Origin of the sequence: Mycobacterium persicum, from assembly GCF_002086915.1 — a bacterium.
In the GTDB taxonomy this organism is placed as follows: Bacteria; Actinomycetota; Actinomycetes; order Mycobacteriales; family Mycobacteriaceae; genus Mycobacterium; species Mycobacterium persicum.
Genome location: NZ_MWQA01000001.1, coordinates 2,917,206 through 2,939,866, shown reverse-complemented (window position 1 = coordinate 2,939,866; position 22,661 = coordinate 2,917,206). Strand labels below are relative to the sequence as shown.

The 22,661-nt window shown below is 66.6% G+C and carries 13 protein-coding genes; all 13 read right to left on the bottom strand.

Features of this window, described 5'->3' with window-relative positions; all coding sequences use genetic code 11:
* Nucleotides 1–34 precede the first annotated feature (34 nt).
* The 13 genes from embB to B4U45_RS13410 all read right to left on the bottom strand — a co-directional run bounded on the left by embB (nucleotide 35) and on the right by B4U45_RS13410 (nucleotide 22,587).
* Nucleotides 35–3,256 carry an arabinosyltransferase EmbB gene (gene embB / locus B4U45_RS13470; RefSeq protein ID WP_075549795.1) on the bottom strand — a complete coding sequence of 1,074 codons (3,222 nt, stop codon included), beginning with the start codon at nucleotides 3,254–3,256 and terminating at the stop codon, nucleotides 35–37.
* Nucleotides 3,253–6,522 (bottom strand): arabinosyltransferase domain-containing protein, encoded by a 3,270-nt coding sequence (locus B4U45_RS13465; protein WP_075549796.1) that lies wholly within the window; start codon nucleotides 6,520–6,522, stop codon nucleotides 3,253–3,255. The genes embB and B4U45_RS13465 overlap by 4 nt, the downstream gene beginning before the upstream one ends.
* 84 nt (nucleotides 6,523–6,606) lie before the next feature.
* Nucleotides 6,607–7,602, bottom strand: coding sequence for a glycosyltransferase family 2 protein (locus B4U45_RS13460; protein WP_158006389.1), 996 nt, complete (start codon nucleotides 7,600–7,602; stop codon nucleotides 6,607–6,609).
* 659 nt (nucleotides 7,603–8,261) lie between these two features.
* Entirely contained in the window at nucleotides 8,262–8,930 is a 669-nt protein-coding gene (locus B4U45_RS13455; RefSeq protein ID WP_158006390.1) for an NHL repeat-containing protein, read from the bottom strand.
* 937 nt (nucleotides 8,931–9,867) lie between these two features.
* Nucleotides 9,868–13,140 carry an arabinosyltransferase domain-containing protein gene (locus B4U45_RS13450; RefSeq protein WP_083154706.1) on the bottom strand — a complete coding sequence of 1,091 codons (3,273 nt, stop codon included), beginning with the start codon at nucleotides 13,138–13,140 and terminating at the stop codon, nucleotides 9,868–9,870.
* Nucleotides 13,140–15,095, bottom strand: coding sequence for a galactan 5-O-arabinofuranosyltransferase (locus tag B4U45_RS13445; RefSeq protein ID WP_075549800.1), 1,956 nt, complete (start codon nucleotides 15,093–15,095; stop codon nucleotides 13,140–13,142). The genes B4U45_RS13450 and B4U45_RS13445 overlap by 1 nt, the downstream gene beginning before the upstream one ends.
* A 2-nt stretch (nucleotides 15,096–15,097) precedes the next feature.
* Entirely contained in the window at nucleotides 15,098–15,862 is a 765-nt protein-coding gene (dprE2, locus tag B4U45_RS13440) for a decaprenylphospho-beta-D-erythro-pentofuranosid-2-ulose 2-reductase (protein WP_075549801.1), read from the bottom strand.
* Entirely contained in the window at nucleotides 15,863–17,245 is a 1,383-nt protein-coding gene (dprE1, locus tag B4U45_RS13435; RefSeq protein ID WP_075549802.1) for a decaprenylphosphoryl-beta-D-ribose oxidase, read from the bottom strand.
* 110 nt (nucleotides 17,246–17,355) lie between these two features.
* Nucleotides 17,356–17,721: a GtrA family protein gene (locus B4U45_RS13430; RefSeq protein ID WP_089025174.1), complete on the bottom strand. Its 366-nt coding sequence runs from the start codon at nucleotides 17,719–17,721 to the stop codon at nucleotides 17,356–17,358.
* Between the two features lie 137 nt (nucleotides 17,722–17,858).
* On the bottom strand, nucleotides 17,859–18,344 hold the full coding sequence (locus B4U45_RS13425) for a GreA/GreB family elongation factor (protein WP_075549804.1): 486 nt from the start codon (nucleotides 18,342–18,344) through the stop codon (nucleotides 17,859–17,861).
* A 190-nt stretch (nucleotides 18,345–18,534) separates the two neighbouring features.
* A complete protein-coding gene (locus B4U45_RS13420; protein ID WP_075549805.1) occupies nucleotides 18,535–19,671 on the bottom strand; it encodes an SPFH domain-containing protein in 1,137 nt (378 codons plus the stop codon).
* A 28-nt stretch (nucleotides 19,672–19,699) separates the two neighbouring features.
* The gene (locus tag B4U45_RS13415) at nucleotides 19,700–19,933 is read right to left on the bottom strand and encodes an NfeD family protein (RefSeq protein WP_075549806.1); all 234 of its coding nucleotides are present in this window, start codon (nucleotides 19,931–19,933) and stop codon (nucleotides 19,700–19,702) included.
* Nucleotides 19,934–20,517: 584 nt separating this feature from the next.
* Nucleotides 20,518–22,587, bottom strand: coding sequence for a spermine/spermidine synthase domain-containing protein (locus tag B4U45_RS13410; RefSeq protein ID WP_198929558.1), 2,070 nt, complete (start codon nucleotides 22,585–22,587; stop codon nucleotides 20,518–20,520).
* Nucleotides 22,588–22,661: the final 74 nt, after the last annotated feature.

The following is a 22,661-nucleotide window of genomic DNA, read 5'->3' as shown; positions in this document are numbered from 1 at the left end:
CGGCCTGGCACCCGCGATGAACGCAGACTCGAACTCAGGGGCCGATCCGGATCTTGCCCGGTGACCACAATCCGCTGCGGGTCGCGGTGCCCAGGTCGAGTTGTGCGGGCGCCGCATCGACCAGGGTGTCGAATTTGCGCAGTGATCCCCAGTCGCGGGCCCAGTCGCGCGACAGATAGGTGGCCATCACATGGGCGCGCAGCAGCAGGTCGGTGATGCCCAGCAGCCCGCCGTTGACGCCGTCTTCCCAGGTGTCGGTGTCCAGCTTCTTGGCGTTGTAGTCCGGTGTGATGCGGAATTTCGGGATTTCGGTGACGCCATTGACGTGCAGCATCGGCTGCTGACACGGGAACGCCAGCCCCACCGCCCAGTCCAGCAGCACCGGTTGGGTGGAGCCGACGTATTCCTGCAACGACCGCAGGTCCGGCACCCGCGGCGGGGTCACCGCGATCCAGTCCTCGGGGGTCAGGGACAGGTCCTCGGCCACCACCCGGACGGCGACGGCGTCGGCGGGCATCTTGTCGCGGGCGAACCGCAGATTGCGCCAGGCTTTGGGCTGTTCCCCGTAGAGGTCGTCGGGCACCAGCCGGCCGGCGGGCACCAGCGCGCCCGGCCCCGGCCGGGCGTACTCCAGCGCCACCGTCTGCCCGGGGGTGTAGCCATGCAGCACGCTGTGCCCGGCGATCTTCCCGGCGGCGGTCACCACCACCAGCGGATGTCCGTCGTCCGGCTTGGGCAGCAGATACCACGCCGAGGCGAGTCTGCTTTGCTGCTGCGCGCCGGTGGTGTAGGTGCCGGCCAGCGGAACCCGGGCGGGGTCGAGTTGGTAGGGCAGCGGCACCGTGGATCCATTGATGCCCGCGGTCTTGAGTTTGGTCGGCGCGTCCCAGTCGTAATCGGTGCCCGGCTGGTTGGGTTTCATCACGATCGCCTCGGCGACGGTGTGCTCCGGCACGCCGTTGGGGGTAAAGCCTGTCGGGTTGATGCCACCCAGCGGCCCCAGCGGGCCGTAGTCGCCGGGCAGCGCAGTCATGAAGCCCTCGTTCGGATCCGGCTCGACGAGCACGTCGTCGGCCAGTCCGCAGCCGCCGACGAAGGCCCGCAGGTTGGACCAGCCGTTGGAGTAGGTGGGGTACTGGCGCACGATCCCGGCGACCATCGACGCGACGAACACCAAAGCCATGAAGCCGGCCGCCAGCGGGACCGGCGCGCTGGTGAGTGCGCGGGTCAGGCGGCCCTCACCGCTGCCTCGGGGGGCGAAATGCAACCAGGCCGCATACAGCGCGGCGATCGCGAACAGCGCGAAAAAGATTGTGCTGACCGTGATTCCGGCGATCTTCGGCATCGCACTGTTGAACGGCACGCCATAGCTGGACACATACCACCAGCCGTTGGTGGTGGCCCAGCACAACGCCAGCATGAACAGCACCGCCGCCAGGAACGCCATCCGGTTGCGCGACCAGCGCAGCACCTCCCGTGATACCAACACCGTCGTCAGCGCCGCCATCGCCGCCCCCACCGCGGCGAACAGCCCGAAGTGGTGCACCCACTTGGTCGGGGTGAACATCAAGAAGAACATGGTGGCGAAGATGACGCCCATCAATCGCCACGCCGGCCCCCGCGCCACGCCGGGAATTCGCTTGCGCCGCAGCATGATAAACACCGCGGTGAACAGGCACAGCGCGGTGATCAGGAAGCCGAACCGGCGCGACAGCGAACCGTCGACGGTGGGCAGGATGAGATAGTAGTAACGCAGGTTCTCGGTGTACCAGGCCTGACTGGGACCGATCTTTCCGCGAACCCTGGTGGCTTCCAACACCGTTGACAGCGTCTGGTCGGCGAAGACGACGGTCAGGATGATGGTGCCGGCGGCCAGCATCGGTGACAGCAACGGCAACGTGCCCACCAGTCGGTGGCGTTTCACGAAGATCCGCAGGATCGGGCGCCCACCGGCCACCAGCGCGGCCACCGCGATCAGGCCGGTGGGCTGCACACCGAGCGTGAACGCGGCGGCGATGATCGCCAGCGCCGCCGGGGTGAGCCGGCTGTACCGCATCGACCGCTCGATCAGCACGTAGGTGACCAGCGAGCCCAGCGCGATAATGCCTTCGGGCCGCAGGCCGTTGTTGAACGGCATCCACGCGGTCAGCAGGACCATCGCCGCGGCCCAGTTGGCGGGTTTGCTGGCCGCCACCGCCGGCCCCAACCGTGGCAGCACCTCACGCGAGAGCAGCAGCCAGCACACCAGTCCGGCGAACAGGTCCGGCAACCGCATCCAGATGCTGGCGTCCCAGAAGCTGGAGTTACTGACGTGGGTCATCAGCGCCAGCAGGTTGTAGTACCAGCCGAACGGGTCCTCCGGGCTGCCGAACCAGCGGAAGTAGTTGGACATGTAGCCGGCGTGGTCGGCGACGCGGGCCATGCCCAGGATGTAGCCGTCGTCGGAGGAGTTGGCGCCGATGACGTGCCAGAGCAGGAACGCGAAGATCACCACGGCGTCGAGCAGGGTGAAGGTGCGCCAGTTCTGTGGAATCCACCGACGCATCCGGTGGCCGTCCAGCTGGTCCAGGCGCCACAGCGCGATCAACGCGACGATGGTGGCCACGATCGCGCCGATGATCGCCAGCAGTTTCAGTGTGGTGGGGGTGGTGGAGAACCGGGTGTCGATGGTCGCCGAGAACTTCAGCCCGGGCGGCGCGGGTCCGGTGAGGTCGGTGAACACCCCGACGATCTGGGGGCGCAGGTTGGGATCGGGGAAGCCGCCGCGCAATGGTTGCCCGCCGGGATCCTTGAGGCCGACGAAGGTGGCGAACGTTCCGGCGTGCGTCGAGGTGACCTCGATCTGCTGGCATTGCGGGGAAGCCACCAGGTCGCGCGGCACGGACAGGATCACCACGTTGCGGTCGGTGACGTCGACCCGCTGACTGCTGACGACGACGAACATCGCCTGCAGGTTGGCGTCCTTGCCCTGCTTGGGTGCGGTGCCCAGCACCACCCCGCCCTGCGGCGGCATGCCGCGCACCACCTCGCAGGGCACGGTGGCCGTCAGGTCGACCGGCGTCAGCGTAATCAACGGCGCGGTAACGCTATTGAGTTGTCCGTTTTGCGGCCAGTTGAGCATCGCGGTGGTCTGCACAACCGGCAGCAATGGCGTCGCGACCGACAACACGAAGCCGACTAGGCCCGCGATCGTCGCCACCCAGCGGGTCACCCGCACGTCACGGCCGGCCGCGGTCATGCTGATGGCCGCCGTCATGGGAGAGCCCTGATCGGTCCTTGCCGGCTCCAGCCGGGCACGGTCACCACGCCTTGGTGGACGACGGCATCCGGTGCCTGATCGGCCGGCACCAGCCGGTAGTACTGCTCCACCGTTCCCCAGTCGCGATACCAGTCGCCGCGCAGGTAGGTGGAGATGGTCGAGGTCCGCAGCAGCGCCTGGGTGAACAGGAACGGCCCGCCGGTGGAGCTGGACTGCCACAGGTTCGACGACACCGCGGTCTGTTTGTGGTCGGGCATGATCCGGTATTGCGGAAGTTCGGCCACGCCAAGGTGTTCGGAGAACGGCCGCTGGCAGGGGAAGTTGGCGGCTGTCGCGATATCCATCAACACCGGTGTCTGGGAGCCGATCAGCTGCTGCAGCGTTTCCAGCACCGGGACCCGCGGCGGGGTGAACGCGAACCATTGCTCGGGGCTCAGGTTGGGGTCGTAGGCGACGATGCGCGCCACGTCGGCCTCGGGCGGGGCCCAGGTCAGCGGGAACCGCAGGTTGCGCCACGCCGGTTGCGGCCCGAGGTCGATCGGGAACACCTGCCCGAGCGGCTGGATGCCGCCGTCGGGCCGGGTGACACCCCACTGCAGTTTCAAAGACTGGCCGTAGACGAAGTCGCCGTCCTCTTTGTACGACCAGATGGCCCCGGCGGCCGAGATCACGACCAGCGGCCGGTCTGCGCTGCGGGCTGGCAGTTGATACCAGGCCGAGGTGGCGGTGGCGGCCAGGGTGTTCTCGCCGTAGCTGCCCATCACCGGGGTGCGAGCGGGATCCAGCCCGAACGGCAATGCCGCGTGGGAGCCGTTGACCCCGACCGGGCCCTTGCCGCCGGCGGTGCCGGCGGAGTCGGTGATGGCGGCGTTGGGTTTGTTGGGCGAGGCGTCGGAGTTGACCACTCCGGGTTTGCTGACCACCGGGTCGGACCTCAGGTCCTCACCCACGCCCTCGGGTTTGAAGCCGACCGGGTTGACGCCGCCGAGCGGTCCGTCGGGTCCGAAGGCCTGACCCGGAACCGGTTGCAGCATACCGGCATTGGGATCGGGTTCGGCCAGCACGTCGTCGGCCATGGCGCAGCTGCTTGGTGACAGCCCGGATTCCAACGCGGCCAGGTTGGACTTGGCGATGGTGTACAGCGGGTAGCGGGCGGCCGCGCCCTTGGCGAGCGAGCCGACTTCGCCCAACACCATGATCACCGCGACCACCAGCAGCGGGGTCGAGGCCAGGACCCGGTTGCGCCGGTTGTCCTTGACCTCGGTGTGCCCGGCGTAGTCCATCCGGAAGTGGTACCAGGCGGCCAGCAGGCCGGTCAGCACCGACAGCGCAAGGAACATCGACGTCACCGGGTGGCTGGCGATGACCGGCTGGATGTCGTACCACGGCACGCCGTAGTTGCCGACGTAGAACCAGCCATTGATGCCCGAAGTGGCCCACGCCAGCACGAACAGCAACGCGGTGATGTAGAGCGTGAGGTTTCGCCGGCTGTGCAGGCCGATCCGCGCCACGGTGAACGCGGTGACCGCCCCCAAGGCACCGGCCAGGCTGGCGAACGCGCCGAACTGAATGGCCCACTTGGTCGGGGTGAACGTCAATAGCAGCAGGCCGACGGCCGTGGTGCCGATCAGCCGCCAGGCCGGACCGCTGGACAGCCCCGGCACCCGGTCGCGCCGTAGCAGCACGAACAGCATCCCGAACAGGCACAGCAACATCACCAGCACCGCGAACCGGCGCGACATCGACCCGTCCGCATTGGACTCGACCGTGAGGAAGTAGTAGCGCAGGAAGTCCTGGTACCACGCGATCGTGGGTCCGACCTTGTACTTGATCCGGGCCGACTCGGCGACCGTCGCCAGCGTTTGGCTGCGGAACACCACCACGGTGATCAGCGACAGTGACGCTGCCAGCACTGCCAGCGGCGCCAGCAGGCCGTCGGTGGCCTGGCGCCGCCGGATGATTTGGGCGATGGCGCGCGCGCCGGTGAGCAGCGGGGCCAGCGCTATCAGGCCCTGCGGCGCTAGCGTGGCGGTCAGCATTGCGACGATGATGGCGAGCGCGCCCGGCGCCAGATGCCGCTGCGCGATCGAGCGTTCCACCAGCACCCAGGTGACCAGCACACCCAGGGCAATCAGCGGCTCGGGGCGCAGGCCGTTGTTGAACGGCAGCCACGCGGCCAGGAACACCGCGCCCGCGGTCAGCACCGCCGCCCGGTTGGACGCCAGGCCGCCCTTGCCGGGTCCCAGCCGCCGCAGCGCAAAGTGACTGATGATCAGCCAGCAGCCGATCCCGGCCAGCGTGGCCGGCAGCCGCATCCACACGCCGGCGGTGCTCAGCGACGCCAGCCGGGCTAGCACCCCGAGATACCAGTCGAACGGCGCCTCCGTGGTGCCGAAGTAGCGGTAGTAGTTGGCGACATAGCCGGCCTTGGGCGCGACGCGGGCGATGGTCAGGTTGTAGCCGTCGTCGGAGGAGGTGGCGCCGATGATGTGCCAGAGCAGCAGTGTGGCGATCACCCCGGCGTCGGCGAGCCAGATTGCCCAGCCGGGGCGGCGTCGGGAGAGCCGCACACCGCCCCGGCTCTGGCGATCCAGGACCGCCAAAGCCAGGATCGCTACCGCGACCGCCAGCGCGCCCAGGGTCATCGCGATCGTTTTGACGGCGGTGGGGTTGGTGATGAATCGGGTGTCGACGTCGATGCGGGCCGACAGGCCGGGCTGGGCGGCCACCGTCAAGTCGGTGAAGATCCCGCCGACCTGTGGCTTCTTTTCGGCGGGCAGAGTTCCCGCGGCGCCGGGAATGCCGACGAAGTCGGCGTGCGCACCGCCGGCGTCGGCCCACAGGTGCAGCACGCTGCAGCGTCCCTCGGCGATTGCCGAGCGCGATGCCACCGCGGCCACCGTGTCGCGGAAGGCGACGACGACGGTGTCCTTGTCGGCCCGAACGAACAGGCCATGTTTACCGGTGTCCACGCCACCGGCCGGCAGGGTCGACAGCACCAGGCCGCCGCCGGCGGGCAGGGTGGCGATCGCCGGGCACGGGACCGAGATGTCGAGTGCCCGCGGTGCTCCGGATACCAATGGTGCGGTGATCTGGGTTATATCGCCGTCGGCGGTCGTGCCCTGCGGCCATAGGATGGTCGCCGTCGTCTGCTTCACCGGAAGCAGCGGAACCAGGGCACACAACAGCAGTCCGGCGATTCCCGAGACGACGGCTACTAGGCGGGCGATCCGGTGAGATCGCTCATTACCGTCGAGGGGCACGAGGGTCGATGGTAGGCGACGAGGCTGAGTGGCTTTGAGATGCGGGGCCGGACAGCGGGGGTGGTTATTGAGATCGAGTCTGCGTCAGGTGCGTGGAGCCGGCGCTGAGCGGCGATGTGGGCGCAGTCTCGGCGCGGTCAGCGCGGGCTCGGTCGGTGGGGTCCTGGTGCGCCCGACTCCAGCCGCGTCCGGCTGAGAGCCACGAGGAGCGGTCTGAAATGCGCGGGTATCCGGGGCGTTCCTGAAAGCAGCTCGCTCCCGTTGTATAGCTTTGATAGGGAAGGAAAGCTTTCTATTCTCGGCATCATATGAACGCCTTATCGCGTGCACCGGAAAATATCCCAACAGCAGAATCGCGGTAACTATCGGCGCCATGCGACTTCTCATTCCGTGGAGCCGCGTCGTCCTGCCGTAGCGTGTCGCATACCGGTAGAAATCTCGTGGCGAGCTCTCCACCCGGCGCCCCGAGAGTCCCGCGACGAGTGTGGGATCGTATGCGATCGGCAAGTTGTTTTCGACTAATGTCAGCGCCAGGTCGATATCCTCGTGAAGCAGGTTCTCGGTATCCGGATGTGTGAGCTGCCGGACTTCCTTCCAGGCCGAGGCGCGAATGGCCATATTGGATCCGTAGAGAAACCCTTCGTCCCGCGCGTTGCGGTGCAGCATTTGGCGTGTTTTGTCGTCGAGCCAAAGGATGAACCTCCGCAGGGGCATGTCGTAATAGAAGACTGGGCCGGTGACCGCCGCGATGTCAGGGTCCTGGAAGCAGCGCCGGATCGTTTGAACCCAATCAGGGCTGATACATGAATCGGCGTCGATACGGCCAATCACGTCATGCGAAGCATTATCGAAGCCAAGGTTACGCGTCGGGGTAATGCCCTGACGGTCGTTTTGATGGAGCAGGCGGATGTTGATATGCGGGTTTTCCGCTTGATAGCGGTAAACGATCGACGCCGTCTCGTCGACCGAGTTGTTGTTGACGACGATGATCTCTTCCGGTAGCGAGCATTGGGCTATGCACGACTCCAGACAATTGCCGATAAACTCGGCCTCATTGTAGGCCGGAATAACGATCGTCACGGATAGCTGTTGCGACACGCTGTTGCCCCTTCATCTCTTCGAGGCGCAATCAGTGGGCCTCCAGGTATGCCGGAATACGGTCCGTGGGGGGAGGGTTCAGAGATCCGACCAGAGCACGCGTCCCGATCAGTAATTGCTTTGCCGAAAACCGCTATGCAGAACGGCCCGACCTGCATCGATCTGCAGGTGCGTCGCCACGAGTTCTGATCCGGGGCACCCGGGTGGCTCGACGAGCGATGGACGCCGCATGCCCACGAAGCCGACCGGGTCTGAGGTCGGTATGCACCACCCGAGGGCGTCGCTCGATTGGCGTCACTGTGGGGCAGCACCCGCGTAACCGTCAACATACGTTGACATAATAGTCAATCACGGTTGGCAAATGCTAGATCCTAGATTGGGTTGACCAGAACGCTCGAGCCAAATAGGACCAACGCGTTGCTAGTGCCGATGGCGCCGCGACACATCTCGGGACGGAGCGGTATCCTTCCGGGAGCGTGGGTTGCCTGTCGGTCGGCTGGCCGAGGTCGATCGCCAGCCAGCAATCAACCGCCGGTGCCCGACGGCGCGCTCAGCTGGTGCAACCCGAGCTTTGGGCCTACCGTGTGCGGCGCGGTGCGCCGGCCCTCAGCGTTCGCTGAACGGGATGTCACCGCGGCCGACTATCGCGATGTCAACTTGGCGAGCCGACTGTGGCCATAATCGGTGACGTAGACGGTGCCGGCGGCATCAACCGCCACCCCATTGGGTCCGTCTAGGTCGGTGAACGGCAGCAGCCTTGGCGCCCTTGAACCAGCCGCCAACTCCGCCACCCAATAGCCTTGGCCCTGAAAATTGTCCGTGACATAAACATTGGCGGCGCGATCAACAGCTACCGCAAAAACGTGGATGTGGTACAAATCATGGTCAAAGGACAACTCGTGCTGGTGGCCCGAACCTGCGTCCAAGACTCGGACTCGATAAGTCCAGATTTCGCTGACGTAGACGTTGCCGTCCGAATCGACCGCCACGTCGCCCGGGTAGTGAAGATCGGAAAATCCCAATACTTGCTGGGTGCTCGACCCGGCGGGCAACATCAACACCTGATTATTGCCGGTGTCGACAACGTAGACGTTTCCGGCGGAATCGACGGCTATTCCACCAATGCTGGACAGGCCGGCAAATGGCAACACATTTCGGATGTTGCGCCCTACCAGGAACTGCACCACTCGCTGGCCGTCATCAACAGCATAGATGTTGCCAGCCAAATCGACTGCGACACCAAAAGGACTGTTGAGACCCGAGAAACCAACCACTTGCTGCGGGCCAGATTCAGGAGCCAATTTGACCACGCGATTATTGCCGGTGTCTGGCGACGTAGACGTTATTCGCGGCATCAACGGCCAGCCCTGTGGGACGGGACAGGCCCGGTGAACGGGACCACCGACTGTACTGATGTCGCCGGCTGGCGGTCGTTCGGCGGCGCTGTCTGATGGCGCTGGCCGCTGAGCGTCTTGCCGGTGGTCAGTTTCTTCTTTGACACATAAATCGTATGCTTTCGCGCTGCGCCGGGTCATTCATGTTGTAATCGCGTGGCTTCTTATCATGCGCGGCTACTCTCCTCAAGTAGTCTTGTTCTCTGCGATTAAATTCGTCCACTTTTCTTTGCAGCTTCGCTATGTCCCCAGTCTTACATTGTGGGGGCGGCTGAGTTGGTGTGGTGGTCGTAGTCGTGGGAGTATCTTCGGGGAAGATGTTGCCGATTCCTCCCATTGCGCTCGTAATTTTTCCCGCGACTTGCTGATCGGTGCTAATCAATTGCAGGACCCGTTGACGGATTTCGCCGTCGAATGCTTGTGCCTGCGCTTGACGGCCGGCTCGTTCCGCGAGCGAGTACCCCGTAAACCGGTCGGTGACAGATAGGTCTTCGCCGACGAAGAATCCGGCGTCGCGGGCGTCCTGGTCTGCGTGAACCGACAGGCTGTCTCGCCAGATTTGATTGAACGACTCATACCAACGATCGCCGGTAGCGGTCCAATAGTCCGCCGCTTCAGTCAGATGTTCGGTGGGGCCAGGCCAACAGCTGCGACAAGCTCGGCATGGTCGCGATCGTCGCGGCCACGGCTATGGCCGGGTCAAACAGTCGGCTGCGATGCGCATATGAACTGCCCCATCTCTGTGCACTTCACTGTCATCGACGGGAGTCCAGACCGCGAGGGCCGCGCGCATCCTGGCAGCCGACTTCTCAACGACCTAGGCCAGCTCCTGAGCCCGGACTGGACTGCCCGCTTACCCCTTGCGCATCGGCGCGGGATCCCACAGACCGCTACGGGTTATCGTGCCCAGCCGCAGGCGTGCCGGCTCGGCGTCGGGGTAGTAGGGGGTCAGCCGCTGCAGCGATCCCCAGTCCCGGAACCAGTCGTCCTTGAGGTAGCTGGCCACCGTCGTCGCGCGCAGCAGCAACTCGGTGATGCCCAGCGGGCCGCCGCCGTTCTTGTCCATAACGGGTGAGTTGGCCTCGGCGCCGAACCGGTCCGGCAGGATCCGCCATTTCGGTGTCTCGATGACGCCGTTTTGGTGGCCGAACGGTCGCTGGCATGGGAATGCCAGCCCGACCAGCCAGTCCAGGAACACCGGATCCTGGGAGCCCACCACGTCCTGAAGGGTGCGCAGCCGCGGAATACGCGGCGGTGTCAACGCGATCCAGTGCTGGGGAGCCAGGTCCTCATCGTCGGCCACCAGGCGAATCTGGGTGGCGCTGTCCGGAATGGCCGACAGCGGCGCGCGTAGGTTACGCCAGGCGGGCACCGCGCCGACATCGGCAAAGCTCATCGAGCCGCCGGGGTGTCCGGACGCCGCCTGGTCGTCGGTGGCCCATTGCACCTGGACTTCACGAGGGTCGAAGCGGCCGGCTGCCGAAACGACCAGCAGCGGTGTCTTGTTGCGTTCCTCCTTGGGGGGCAGGCGATACCAGCCCGACCGAAGCAGCGCCGGGACCTGGATGCCGGCTCGCCAGCTGCCCAGCACCGGGGTTCGGGCGGGGTCCAGGTTGAAGGGCAGCCGGGCGCGGGAGCCGTTGATCCCCGGTGCGGCGGTGGTGCCGCCTTCGGTGCCGGCTTCGGTGCCGGTGAACAGCCCGTCGTCGTTGATGAAGCTGCGGTCGCCCGGACGTTCCATCACCGGGTCGGCGGAGACGTCAGCGGGAATTCCGTTGGGAGTGAACGCTTCTGAAAGGGCGGCGCCCAGCGCGTCGGCGACCGGAGCGCTCACCGGCGCCAGCATGCCAGCCTCGGGATCGAGCTCCACCAGTACATCTTCGGCCAGCCCGCACGTCTTGCCGGTGACCGCTTGCAGGTTGGACCGGCCGACGGACCAGGCAGGGTACTGGGAAATCATCCCCAGAGTCAGCGACGCGACTTCCATGGTCACCAGCAGCCACGTCGCAATTGCCAACGGGGACTGGATTATCCGGGCCAGCTGTGCCCCGACCCGGGTCTTGGGCGGCCCGTCGTCGGTGTCGACGAAGTTGAACCACGCCGCCACCACCAGCACCACGACCGAGAGCTCGAGCAGCGCGGTGGTGAGCGACCAGCGCCACTTCGGGAACGAATTCGACCACGGGACACCGAAATTGGAGACATACCACCAGCCGTTGACGCTGGCGAAGGACAGCGCCATCACGAAGATCACCACGGCGGCGAACACGGTGCGGTTGCGTCGGGACCGCATCGCCGCCCCGGTCACCGCGACCGCGGCCAGCGCCCCCAGTGAGCCCGCCAGCCCGGCGAACACCCCGAAGTGGTGGGTCCATTTCGTCGGGGTGAACATCATCGCCAGGAACGAGATGATGGTGATCCCGATGATGCGGCGGCTGGGGCCGGCGGCCGTGCCCGGAATTCGCCCTTTGCGCAACGACATTGCCACCGCGACGGCGAGCGCGACGACCAGCGCCAGCACCGCGAAGCGGCGGGCCACCGACCCGTCGGGGCTGGCCATGAACAGCCGCTCGTAGCGGATGTGTTCGTCGAACCACTTGAGGCTGGGGCCGACGGCACGCTTGAGCATGCTGGCCTGGGCCTCGCCGGCAAACGTCTGGTCGCGGAAGATCAGGATCGCGGTGACGGTGGCCGCGGCGAGCAGCGGCGCCAGCAGCGGCAGCGCGCCGAACTGCTTGTAGCGCCGGTGCAGGATGGTCCGCAGCGGCCCGATGGCGACCAGCAGCGCGCCGATCGAGGCGATGCCGGTGGGTCCGGAAAACAGCGTCAGCGCACCGAGGATGCAGGCGATCGCCACCGGCAGCAGCCGGCTGGTGGCCACCGCGCGCTCCACCGAACACCAGGTGAGCAGGATGCCCAGGGCGATGATCGGCTCCGGCCGCAGGCCGTTGTTCAGCGGCAGCCACACCGCCAGGAACATGCCCGCCGCCGTCCACGCCGCGGCGCGGCTGTGTTTGACGGCGTGGCCGAGACGGGGGATGACCTCGCGGCTGATCAGCCACCAGCACGTCAGGGCCATCGCCAGGGTGGGCAGCCGCATCCAGACGCTTGCGGTGCTGACGTGCGCCCACATTGCCAGCAGGTCGTAGTACCAGCCGAAGGGTGCCTCGGGTGTGCCGAACCAGCGGTAATAGTTCGCCATGTAGCCGGCGTGTTCGGACACCCGGGCCATGGTCAGGATGTAGCCGTCATCGGAGGTGTTGGCGCCGACGAAGTGCCACCACACCAACACGGCGATGACCAGGGCGTCCAGCCCGCCGACCGACCACCAGCGCTGCGGCAGGATGCGCCGGTGGCGGGTGCCGTCGGCGGTGTCCAGGACGTGCAATGCCACCAGGGCGACGGCGGTCGACAGCAGGCCGAGGATCATCGCGGCCATCTTCAGCGAGGTGGGGCCGCTGCTGTAGCGGGTGTCGACGGTCGCCGAGAAGCTCAGGCCCTGCGGTGTCGGCCCGGACAGATCGGTGAACACCCCGACGATTTGCGGTCGAAAGTCGTAGCCGCCGCGCTCCCCGCGCAGCGCTTCGCCGGGATGTTCGGCGTTGGGACCCTGTTTGAGCCCCACGAATTCGGCGGCCACCTTGTCGGCGTGGGCGGTAAACGTCAACTGCTGACATGCGGGGCTCAACACCTGGCTCAGCGGAGCGCTGACCACCGGGACATTGCGCACCACCAGCACCAGGTCGTCGTTGGCGCGCTGGATGAGCAGCCCGCGGTCGACGGCATTGGGGGCCTGCTTGGGCACCGTCGACAACAGCACGGTCTTGCCGGTGTTCTGCGGCCCGGCCAGTCCGGCGGCGGCTCGGCAGGGGATGGCGATGTTGAGTTCGGTGGCCACATAGCCGATCAGCGGCGCCTCGACGCTGGTGAAGGTGCCGCTTTGCGGCCAGTTCAGTTGCGCGGTGGTCTGCTTGACCGGCAGCAGCGGGGTGGCCAGCGCCAGGATGGTCCCGAGCAGGCCTGCGACCGCGGCGACGAACCGAGCGATCCGGTAGTTTGCTCCCGCGTCGCTCACGGAGGTAGATGGTAATTGTTGCAGCGCGCCCGGTGCGGTTTCGGTGGCCATCAGGGGCCCGCCGTCGGTTTGCGAATGGCCAGGACGAAGGGGCCTATGGTGTCGACGCTGAAACGCGGGTCGGCGAAGAGCGCGGACTTCAGGTCCACGGTGTAGCGACGGACGTTGGGCTGATTGGGGTAGACGTCTTCGGCCAGCCGCAGGGTGTAGGTATTGCCGGGGCCGCGGCGCATCAGGAACACCGTCGGCGCCGGCCAGGGCAGCTTGTCCAGGGCGGCGATGAACTCGCCGGCGGTCTTGAGCTTGGCCCAGCTCTCGATGTGGGCGGCGCGCTTGTCGAACTGCGCCAGCGGGTTGGCGTAGTGCGACGTCAGCCCCTGGAACCCCCAATAGGGGTAGTAGGACAGAAAGCTGTAGTCGGCGGTGAGCACCACGAGCTGATCGCGCGGTTTGCCGGTGACCTTTCGGATGGCCGCGTCGACCGCCGGGTAGTACTTCTCGGAGCCGGGTGGGCGCCGGTCACCGCGCTGGCCGTGGCCGTCGGTGTCGGTGTAGGCGACGGTCAGGTCGGGCCGCAGCACGTCGGGAATGTCCTGGCTGAACGCGATCGCGCCGGCCAGTCCGATGGCGCCGACGACCGGGAGCACCGCGTGCCGCCTCACGGCCAGCGCTTGTGCCGCCTCGACGAAGCCGAACACGCCCGCCGCGGCCAGCAGCACGGTCAACGTCGGCTGCAGCCGAAAGGACAGCAGCGTGGTGCGCGCCAGCGTGGTCAGCATCGACAGCAGCGACCACAGGTAGACGGCCAGCACACCGATGGCCAGCGCGCCGGCCCGGGTCGACGACCGCGCCCGGACCACCAGCCATAGGGTGCCCAACAGGCACAGCGCGCCCAGCAGCGAGAACTGCAGCATCGGGAAGGTCAGTTCGGCGCCGTCGGCCGGCAGGTAATGCTGGGCGCTGCCGGTGTCGCTGACCGGGTCGCGGGCCGCCCGCAGCAGATACGGCAGCCAGGTGCTGGAGCCGATGGCGGCGGCGATGACGGCGATGACGGTCAGCCGGCGCAGCGGGTCGAGGGCCGCATTGAGGCCGTCCCGCCGCCACCGGGACCCGGCCAGCAGCAGCGCCATCAGCGCGACAGTGAACGCGCTGTAGGCGAATAGCAGCGTGTACCAGGTCGCCGCGAAACCCAGGAAGACGCCGGCGCCGACGACGGCGGCGCAACCGGCCTTCGTCGGCAGGCCGGGTGTGACTGTGGCGTCACGCTCGGCGTCGGGTGTGACTGTGGCGTCACGCTCGCGGCGGCGATCGCCGGCGCGCAGCCCCGACCAGGTCAACACCAGCACCGGCGGCAACAGCACGGTGATCATCGCCGCGTACGGCTCCGGCGAGCTGTAGGCCAGCGTTACCGCCGCCGTGGCGATGGTGACCAGCAGCGCGTATTCGAAGCGGATCAGCCGCCACCACAGCACCAACGCCACCGCCACCGCGACGGTGATCGAGATGATCGCCCAAGGTTTGAACATCTCCCAGGCGGGTGTGCCGGTCAGCGCGGCGGCGCGGCCGCCGATCCAGAACCAGCCGGGCGGGTAGAACGGCGGCAGCCCGAGGTAGGTCATGTCCTGCAGGGCGGGGCTGTCGGTGAGCCGGGTCAGGTATTCGGTGCGGAACTGCTGGTCGACGGAGATGCCGAACAGGTACAGGGTGGTGGCGCCCAGCGGCATGCCCAGCGTCACCACGGTGAACGCTGACACCAGCACCAACCCGCCCAGCTGCGCCAGCCGGCGAAGCCGCCCGGAGCGCCACACCCAGCCGACGGCGAGCAGCCCGGCCAGACAGCCGACCTGGCCGACGGTGGTCAGCGCATGCAATTGGTTGGACGACGGGTAAGCCGGCCACTGCACCCGCGAAATAGCGTTCAGTGCCACCACGGCTACGACCACAGCCACCAGCGCTGCCAGGGCCATCTGGCCAATAGTGGCCAGCGCGTTGCGGGCGCCCGGCATGCTCAGATGGGCAGTTTGCGGAAGATGCTTCGCGGGATGTGTCGCAACACCATCATCACGTAACGGAATGCTGCTGGCGCCCAAACCAATTCCTTACCTTTTGCGGCCGCGGTCACCGCGAGGTTGGCGACGTACTCCTTGTCGACGGTCAGCGGAGCTTCCTTGATATGCGCGCTCATCCGGGTACGGACCTGGCCCGGCCGGATCACCAGAACCCGAACTCCGTACTCGCGCAATGCCTCTGACAATCCCAGGTAGAAGCCGTCCAGGCCGGCCTTGGTGGAGCCGTAGACGAAGTTGGACCGGCGCACCCGTTCGCCGGCCACGGTGCTCATCGCGATGATCTGGCCGAAGCCCTGGGCGCGCATCTTCTCGGCCAGCAGCACGCCCACCGAAACCGCCGCGGTGTAGTTGATCTCGGCGATCTGCACCGCCTTGCGCTGGTTCTGCCATAGCTCTTCGGCGTCCCCGAGCAGGCCGAAAGCGACAATGGCCACGTCTATGTCGCCCTCGGCAAAGCACTGCTCGATCACCTTCGGGTGGCTTTCGGTGTCCACCGCGTCGAAGTCGACGAGTTCCACCGACCGCGCGCCGGCCGCCTTCATCGCGGCCACCGCGTCGTCGCGCCCAGGGTCGTCGGGCAGGCAGGCCAGCACGATGCGGGCCGCGGCGTTGCGCAGGTAGCGCTCGCAGATGGCCAGGCCGATTTCGGACGTGCCGCCCAGCAGCAGGATGGACTGGGGGTTCCCCACGGCATCAAGCACCATTTAGAGCAGCTCCAAACGTCGGGCCATGTCGGAGGCGAACACCCGCAGCGGGTCGACCTTGCGGCGCACGGCAATCCATTCGTCGATGCGCGGATACATGGCGTGGAAGGTTTCGGCGGTGGTGCGGGAATCCTTGGCGGTGTAGAGCCGGCCGCCGAATTCCAGTACCCGGCGGTCGAGTTCGCTGACGAACCCGTTGAGCCCGGCCTTGATCGGGAAGTCGACGCAGATGTTCCAGCCCGGGATCGGGAAGCTCAGCGGTGCCCGGTTGCCGGGGCCGAACAACTTGAACACGTTGAGAAACGAGTAGTGGCCGCTGGCCTGGATGTCGCGGATGATCTTTTTGAACTCGTCGACCGCCTCGGTGGGAATCACGAACTGGTACTGCAGAAAACCCGCCGGACCGTAAGCGCGGTTCCATTCACCGAACATGTCCAGCGGGTGGTAGAACTGCGTGAGGTTCTGGATCTTGCCGCGGTAGGTGCCGGACTTGCGGTACCACAGCTCGCCGATCGGCCCGAAGGTGTACTTGTTGGCCAGCCCGTTGGGGAACACGTCGGGGAACGTCAGCAGTTGGGGCGCATCGAATTTCAACGGATTGCGGCGCAGCTTCTCCGGCAGCTGCTCGAGCCTGGCCAGCGAGCCGCGGGATACCGCGGCCCGGCCCAGCTTCGGGGGTGCACTGATCGCGTCGAACCAGGCGGACGAGTAGGTGTAGTTGGCTTCGCTGCCGTCGCTGTGCAGGGCGATGGTTTCGTCCAGGTCGGCGGTGACGTCACCGTCGGCGATGAAATACGCGGTCTCGGTGGGTGTCATCTCGATGGTGGCGCGCAAGATGATCCCGGTCAGCCCGTTGCCGCCGACGGTAGCCCAGAACAACTCGGCCTCATCACCATCCGGGGCGACCCGCCGGATCTCGCCGGTCGCCAGCAGCAGCTCCATCGACCGCACGTGGTTGCCGAAGCTGCCCGCACTGTGGTGGTTCTTGCCGTGAATGTCGCAGGCGATCGCGCCGCCGACCGTCACCTGCCGGGTACCCGGCAACACCGGCACCCACAGCCCGAACGGCAGGGCGGCCTTCATCAGCTGATCGAGGTTGACGCCGGCGTCGACATCGGCCATCTTGCTGTCGGCGCTGATCGAGTGGATGTTGTTCAGCGCGGACATGTCGATCACCAGTCCGCCGCCGTTTTGCGCGTTGTCGCCATAGGACCGGCCGAGCCCGCGGGCGATCACGCCCCGGGCACCGGAGTCGGCCGCCTGGGCCACCGCCTTGGCGATCACTTCGGGATCCGGCGTGCGCAGCACGTCGGCCACCGATGGCGCGGTGCGGCCCCACCCGGTCAGCCGGGTGGGGGTGGTGGAACTGGCGTTGCTCGACATCGTCAAAGAGGGTACCGCCTCCGGCGGTGGCGCCGCGGGACGCCGACGTCCGTCACCGGAGGTAGCTCGATCGAGCGTGCAGTGGCGGTATCGATCCGGCCGCAGTCCGCTCAGCGGATCCGGAAGATCACCGCTCGTTGCACGACGAAGTTGATCACCGTGGCGGTGCCCTGCGCTATCACGAACGCGACGGGTATCGCCCACCCCCGGTAGTGCAACAGCGCCAGGCACAGATGGTTGAGCCCGACCTGCACCGCGAAGGTGACCCCGTAAAGGCCCATGACCGCGGCAAACCGCGCCCTGCTCGGCGAGGCCTGGAAGGTCCATCGGCGGTTGATCAGGTAGGCGGTGATGGTGCCGACCACGACGCTGATGAACTTCGACAGGTCAACCTGCAGGCCCACCCCTTTGTAGAGCGCCACGTAGACGCTGAAGTCGACGATCGCCGCGAAACCGCCGGTGACGACGAAACGCACCATCTGGGTCGTCAGATGCAGGTGCTGATGGTGCTCGCGCGTGGGCGCGGCATCAGGCTCGGGCGGGATCATCGGGGGGAAGTCTAGCCGGGCGGGCCAGCGCCTCGGGTACCTTCGGTTTCCGGTGCGTCAGCCGATCAGGTGGGCAACTTCATTGCGATCAGCTCGACCTGACTGGGCCCCCGGGGGGTGGAGTAGGTGACGGTGTCGCCGGGTTGACGCCCGGCGAGCGCCTGACCGAGCGGGCTGTTGGCGGTCAGCGTTTCCGCTTCGTGGCCTTCGGGGCTCTCTTCGATGATGGAGATCACGTGCATCGTGACGACCTCACCGTCGGGAAACCGCAACGTCACCTCGGTGCCACCGGGCAGTGTGTCGGACCCGGTGTCGCGCAGCGGCCCGGACTTGAGCCGCCGGTCCAGTTCGTTGATCCGGTCGGCGAGGACGGCCAGCTCGTCGGCGCGCTGGATCGCCTCGGCGGCGTCCCCGTGGTCACCGACCATGCCTCGGTCATTCTTGACCTCGATCTCGAGGCGGTCGTGGCGTTGCCGCAGCCTGGCCAGCTCGGCGGCGAGGTGATCGCGCGCCGCTTCCGCCAGCCCCGTTGATTGGACTTCCTCGCTCACGTCCGCAGACCTTTCGCCCCAGGTTGCCGGTAGGTGCCGCGCGCCGATTGCACATCGGAATCGCGGCGTTTCAGTGTTACACCACGAAAGCCCGGCCGTCACTGATATTCGCCAAGCGGATATAGCCGGTTATTCGCGCCGTTAACCCTCGGGCGGCCGTGCCGCCCGATGCGGCGTGCCGATCAGGTGGTTACGCACCCTCTTTGGCGCCGCTGGTGAGCGGCGACACCACGTTGTCCGAGTCCTCGTCGTAGTCCAGCGTTCCGCCGCGCAGCGCTTCGAAGATGGCCACACCCTGCGAAACCAGCCCGGCGGCCACCTGGCTGAGGCCTTCGGCGCCGTTGAGCACGGTCAGATTCGCCCCGGCCAGGCCGCGGGCGGCCTTCTCCACGATCACCGGCAGCTGGTCGATGAGCATCCGGTCCAGCGCCACCCGATTGTGCGACGCCGCCGCTTCGGCCTGGATCTTCATTTTCTCCGCGTCGACGACGGCCAGGATCCGGACCCGTTCGGCTTCGGCCTCCGCCGGCTTGACCACTTCGGCGACCAATTCCTGCTGCCGCAATTCGGCGGCGCGTTGGGCCAACTCGGTGCGCATTTCCAGCACCTCTCGCTGGGCCTGGGCTTCGGCCAGTGGACCGGCCTGCGCGGCCTCGGCTTGTGCCTTGTCGATCTCGGCCTTGTATTGCGCCTTGACGATGGCGGTTTGCCGGGCGAACTCGGCCTGCTTGCGCTGCGATTCCTGCTCGGCTTCGGCGGCCGCCTGGTTGGCCTGTGCCTGAGCGATCTGGGCCTGCTGCTGGATCGCGGCGTTATGCGGTGCCGACATCGCATCGATGTAGCCGAGTCCGTCATCGTCGATGGACTGGATTTGCAGCGCGTCGACGGTCAGACCGATCCGGGCCATCTCTTCCTTGGAGCCGTCGAGCACCTCGGTGGCCAGCTTCTGGCGCTCGCGGATGATCTCCTCGACGGTCATAGAGCCGATGATCGAGCGCAGGTGACCGGCGAAGATCCGGCCGGTGAGCACCGACATCTGGTCTTGCTCGGACAGGAACCGTTGCGCGGCAGCGATGATGCTCTCGGTGTCGTTGCCCACCTTGAACGCGATCACGGCGCGGACGTTGAGCGTGATGCCTTGCTGGGTGACGCACTTTTCGGCGACCTCGGACTCGCACATGGCCAACGTCAGGAAGGCGGCCTTTCGGAAGAAGGGGACGACGAAGGCGCCGTGGCCGGTGACGACCCGGAAGGGGACGTTGCCCTTGGCCTTGCCGCCGGAGATCAGCATCGCCTCGTCGGGAGCGGGCACCTTGTAACCGAGCATCGTTGGACTCCTTACACTTTCACGGTTTCTAGGAGAAAAGTTCGGTTGACACCATCTGGGTCCAGGGCTCGACGATGACCGTTCTCGCGCCCCGAACCCCGACCACCAGCACGCTGGTCCCCTTCGGCAACGGTTCGTCAGAGCGGGCCAGGAATGCCTCCCTGGTGCCCCGCACCGAAAGTATGACCTCGCCGGGACCGTCTGCGCCTCTGGTCGCCACGATCAGCGTCCCCACGCAACCGATCACCGCGGCGTCGCTCACGAAGGCATCCTGCTCCCTCAGGGGGCACGGCGTCGAGTTTTGCCGGCCGCGCGCGACAAACCGCTGCCGCGCATCAATATCGACTCCGAAACCGATCCGGCGGCCCCGGTATCGTTATCGGGTCGGGAATCGTTGCCGCCCTTGATGGCTCAGTTCCGCTGCGGTTGACGATCGGGCACCGAAGACGCGCTGCTGCCCTTCAAGCGGCCCAGGGCAGGCTGCGCGCGGGTGGCCGGGCCACCGTCGCCGGTGACTCGGACGGGCAGCCGTCAGGAACCGGGTTAGGCAATCTCGGGGCCGACCACCCTGGCCGGATAGCGAGTGCCGACGGCAGATAGGCCAGGAACGCATCGGGCGTCGGCGCCGCGGAGGCCGTCGTGCAGCCACCGAAGGCGAGACCGGCGGCGACTACCGCGACGAGAACTTTCCTAACAGGTATTTCCATTGGTTGCGTCCCTCGCGTCATACCCGCAAACACCGACCTTATTCGAACGCGCGTACTGAAAACCGGGAATTGTCAGCCGAATCCGGGATCAGTTGAGAAGCCGGGGTTTCGCAAGGCCGGCGGTGCAAGGCGGCCGGGGTCAGACGGTGACCAGCGCGCCGTCCCGTTTCGGGGTCAGCACGAACGCGAGCAGGTAGAGCACCCCGACGACGATCAGCAGATTGCGGTAGCCGGTGACCAGGGCGCCATATTCGAGGCAGCCCCCGAGAATGGAACCCAGCAGATTGATGGCGAACGCCGACTGTGCGTGCTCGGTGGCGGCGAAGCGTTTGGCAAAGGCGATGTTGGCCAGGTAAATCGGCAGGAATCCGATCACGCAGGCCACCACCAGTCGCGGCCAGAACGGCCAACTCAGCAACCAGGCCGGGTCGATCACGTACGCCATCGCCAGGGACGCGACGATGGTCCCCCACACCACCGGAAGCGGCGGAGTGCGGAATTTCCGGGTGGTCTCGACGGCCGCCAGGACGATCACCAGCACGCAGGCGAAGACCAGCGCATTCACCAGCCAGGTGGTGCCGAACAGCAGCGCGAAGGTGGCGATGTTTTTCGTCTCCAGTAGCAGGAACGCGGCGCCCATGAAGAAGAGGTCGACGTAGGACCGCATCGATCGAAACGACCCGCCCAGCAGCCGAACCGCGAGCAGCGTGATCAGCATGATTCCGGCCAGCGCCCACAGATACATGGCCGGGATCGCGCCGCCCTTGTAGTAGAGGAACGGGCGGTCGTCGGTGGCGGGCGCGACGACCTCGCTCGGCGGTGCGTACGGCGCGGCGCACTTCTGATTGGCCGGATCGACCGCGACGGTGATCACCGCACGGTGACTGGCCATCTGGTCGACGCACGGCCGATGTCCGAACGCGGCGGCCGCCGTCTCGGCCAGCCGGTCGATGAGCCAGGGCTGGCGGTAGGCGTTGTACATCGCGAACACCCCGCTCGGCTTGAGGTGCTCGTAGGCCGTCCGTAGCGCGCGATCGGTGAACAGGAACGATTCCAGGCGAATCTGCGAGGCGCCGTTGACCAGAGCCAGCGAGTCCGGCAGCGCGAACAGGATCAGGTCGTAGGTGGCGTCGGTAGATTGCAGGAAGGCCCGGCCGTCGTTGATGTGCACGGTGACGCGCGGGTCCGCGTAAGCCCGGTCGGGGTTGCGCCCGACGCCGATCTGCACGAGACGCGGGTCGATGTCCACCGCGTCGACGTGCTTGGCCCCCTTGGACAGTGCAATGGCGACATCAGACCCCGACCCCGCCCCGACGATGAGCACGTTATCCAGGCGCAGCGTGTTCGTCCGCTCATAGGGCACCCGGTACTGCTGGTATGTCGGAGCGGACTGGCTGAGAATCCAGTCCGCGGGCGCCATCACCTGGTGCGGGATGCCGTTGACCGAGATCGCCACCAGCGTCGCGCCGTCCCACGACCGGTGCCCCCAGGTCTGCACCTTGTAGTACGGCGACCAGGAGACGCCGGCCGTGATCGACTCCGCCAGCAGGACCAGGATCAGCCCGGCGCCCGAGATCGCGGTCACCACTTTGAATCCGCGCCGGTTCAGCGTCACCAGCATGACGGCGGCGATCGTTCCCCACACCACCGACGACGCCCGCAGGAACGACAGCAGCGTGAACAGGCCGATGCCGAGCAGCGAGCCGATCAAGTCCCAGCGGTAACAAGTGAGCGCATCGAGTTGCCCGAAACAGCGGCCGACCACCTCGCCCGGTCCGGCCATCAGCGTCGCCACGGCGACGAAGACCGCCGGCAGCACGATCCAGGCCGGCAGGCCGCTGGGGCTGGCCGACGTGAAGTAGATGATGTCGCTGCCGCCGCGGTTCAATCTGATCGGAAACAGCTGAACGGCGAGCACCAGCAGCATCAGCAGCACGCTGGACAGCGGCAGGATCGACCAGGATTTCCGGGAGATCAAGAAGCCCATGCCGATGCCCAGGAACGAGCCGAGCAACACGAAGTTGGTGAAGTACGACAGATGCAGCACGTTCGACCCCAGCCAGCGGATCAGGACGAGCTCGATGAACAGTGTCGCCGTGCTGCCCAGGACCAGGCGGGCGATGATGGCTCGGGCGCCGCGCCCGGGAGCCCGTTCGGACGCCGGTTGCCCGGGCCGGGTCGGGGTCCGGGCCCGCAAGCAGGAGCTCACCGCCGCATCATGACATGTCGTGAACGCCGTCGAGGCCGTTGAGCACATAGTCACCGATCGCGACCGAGATTAAC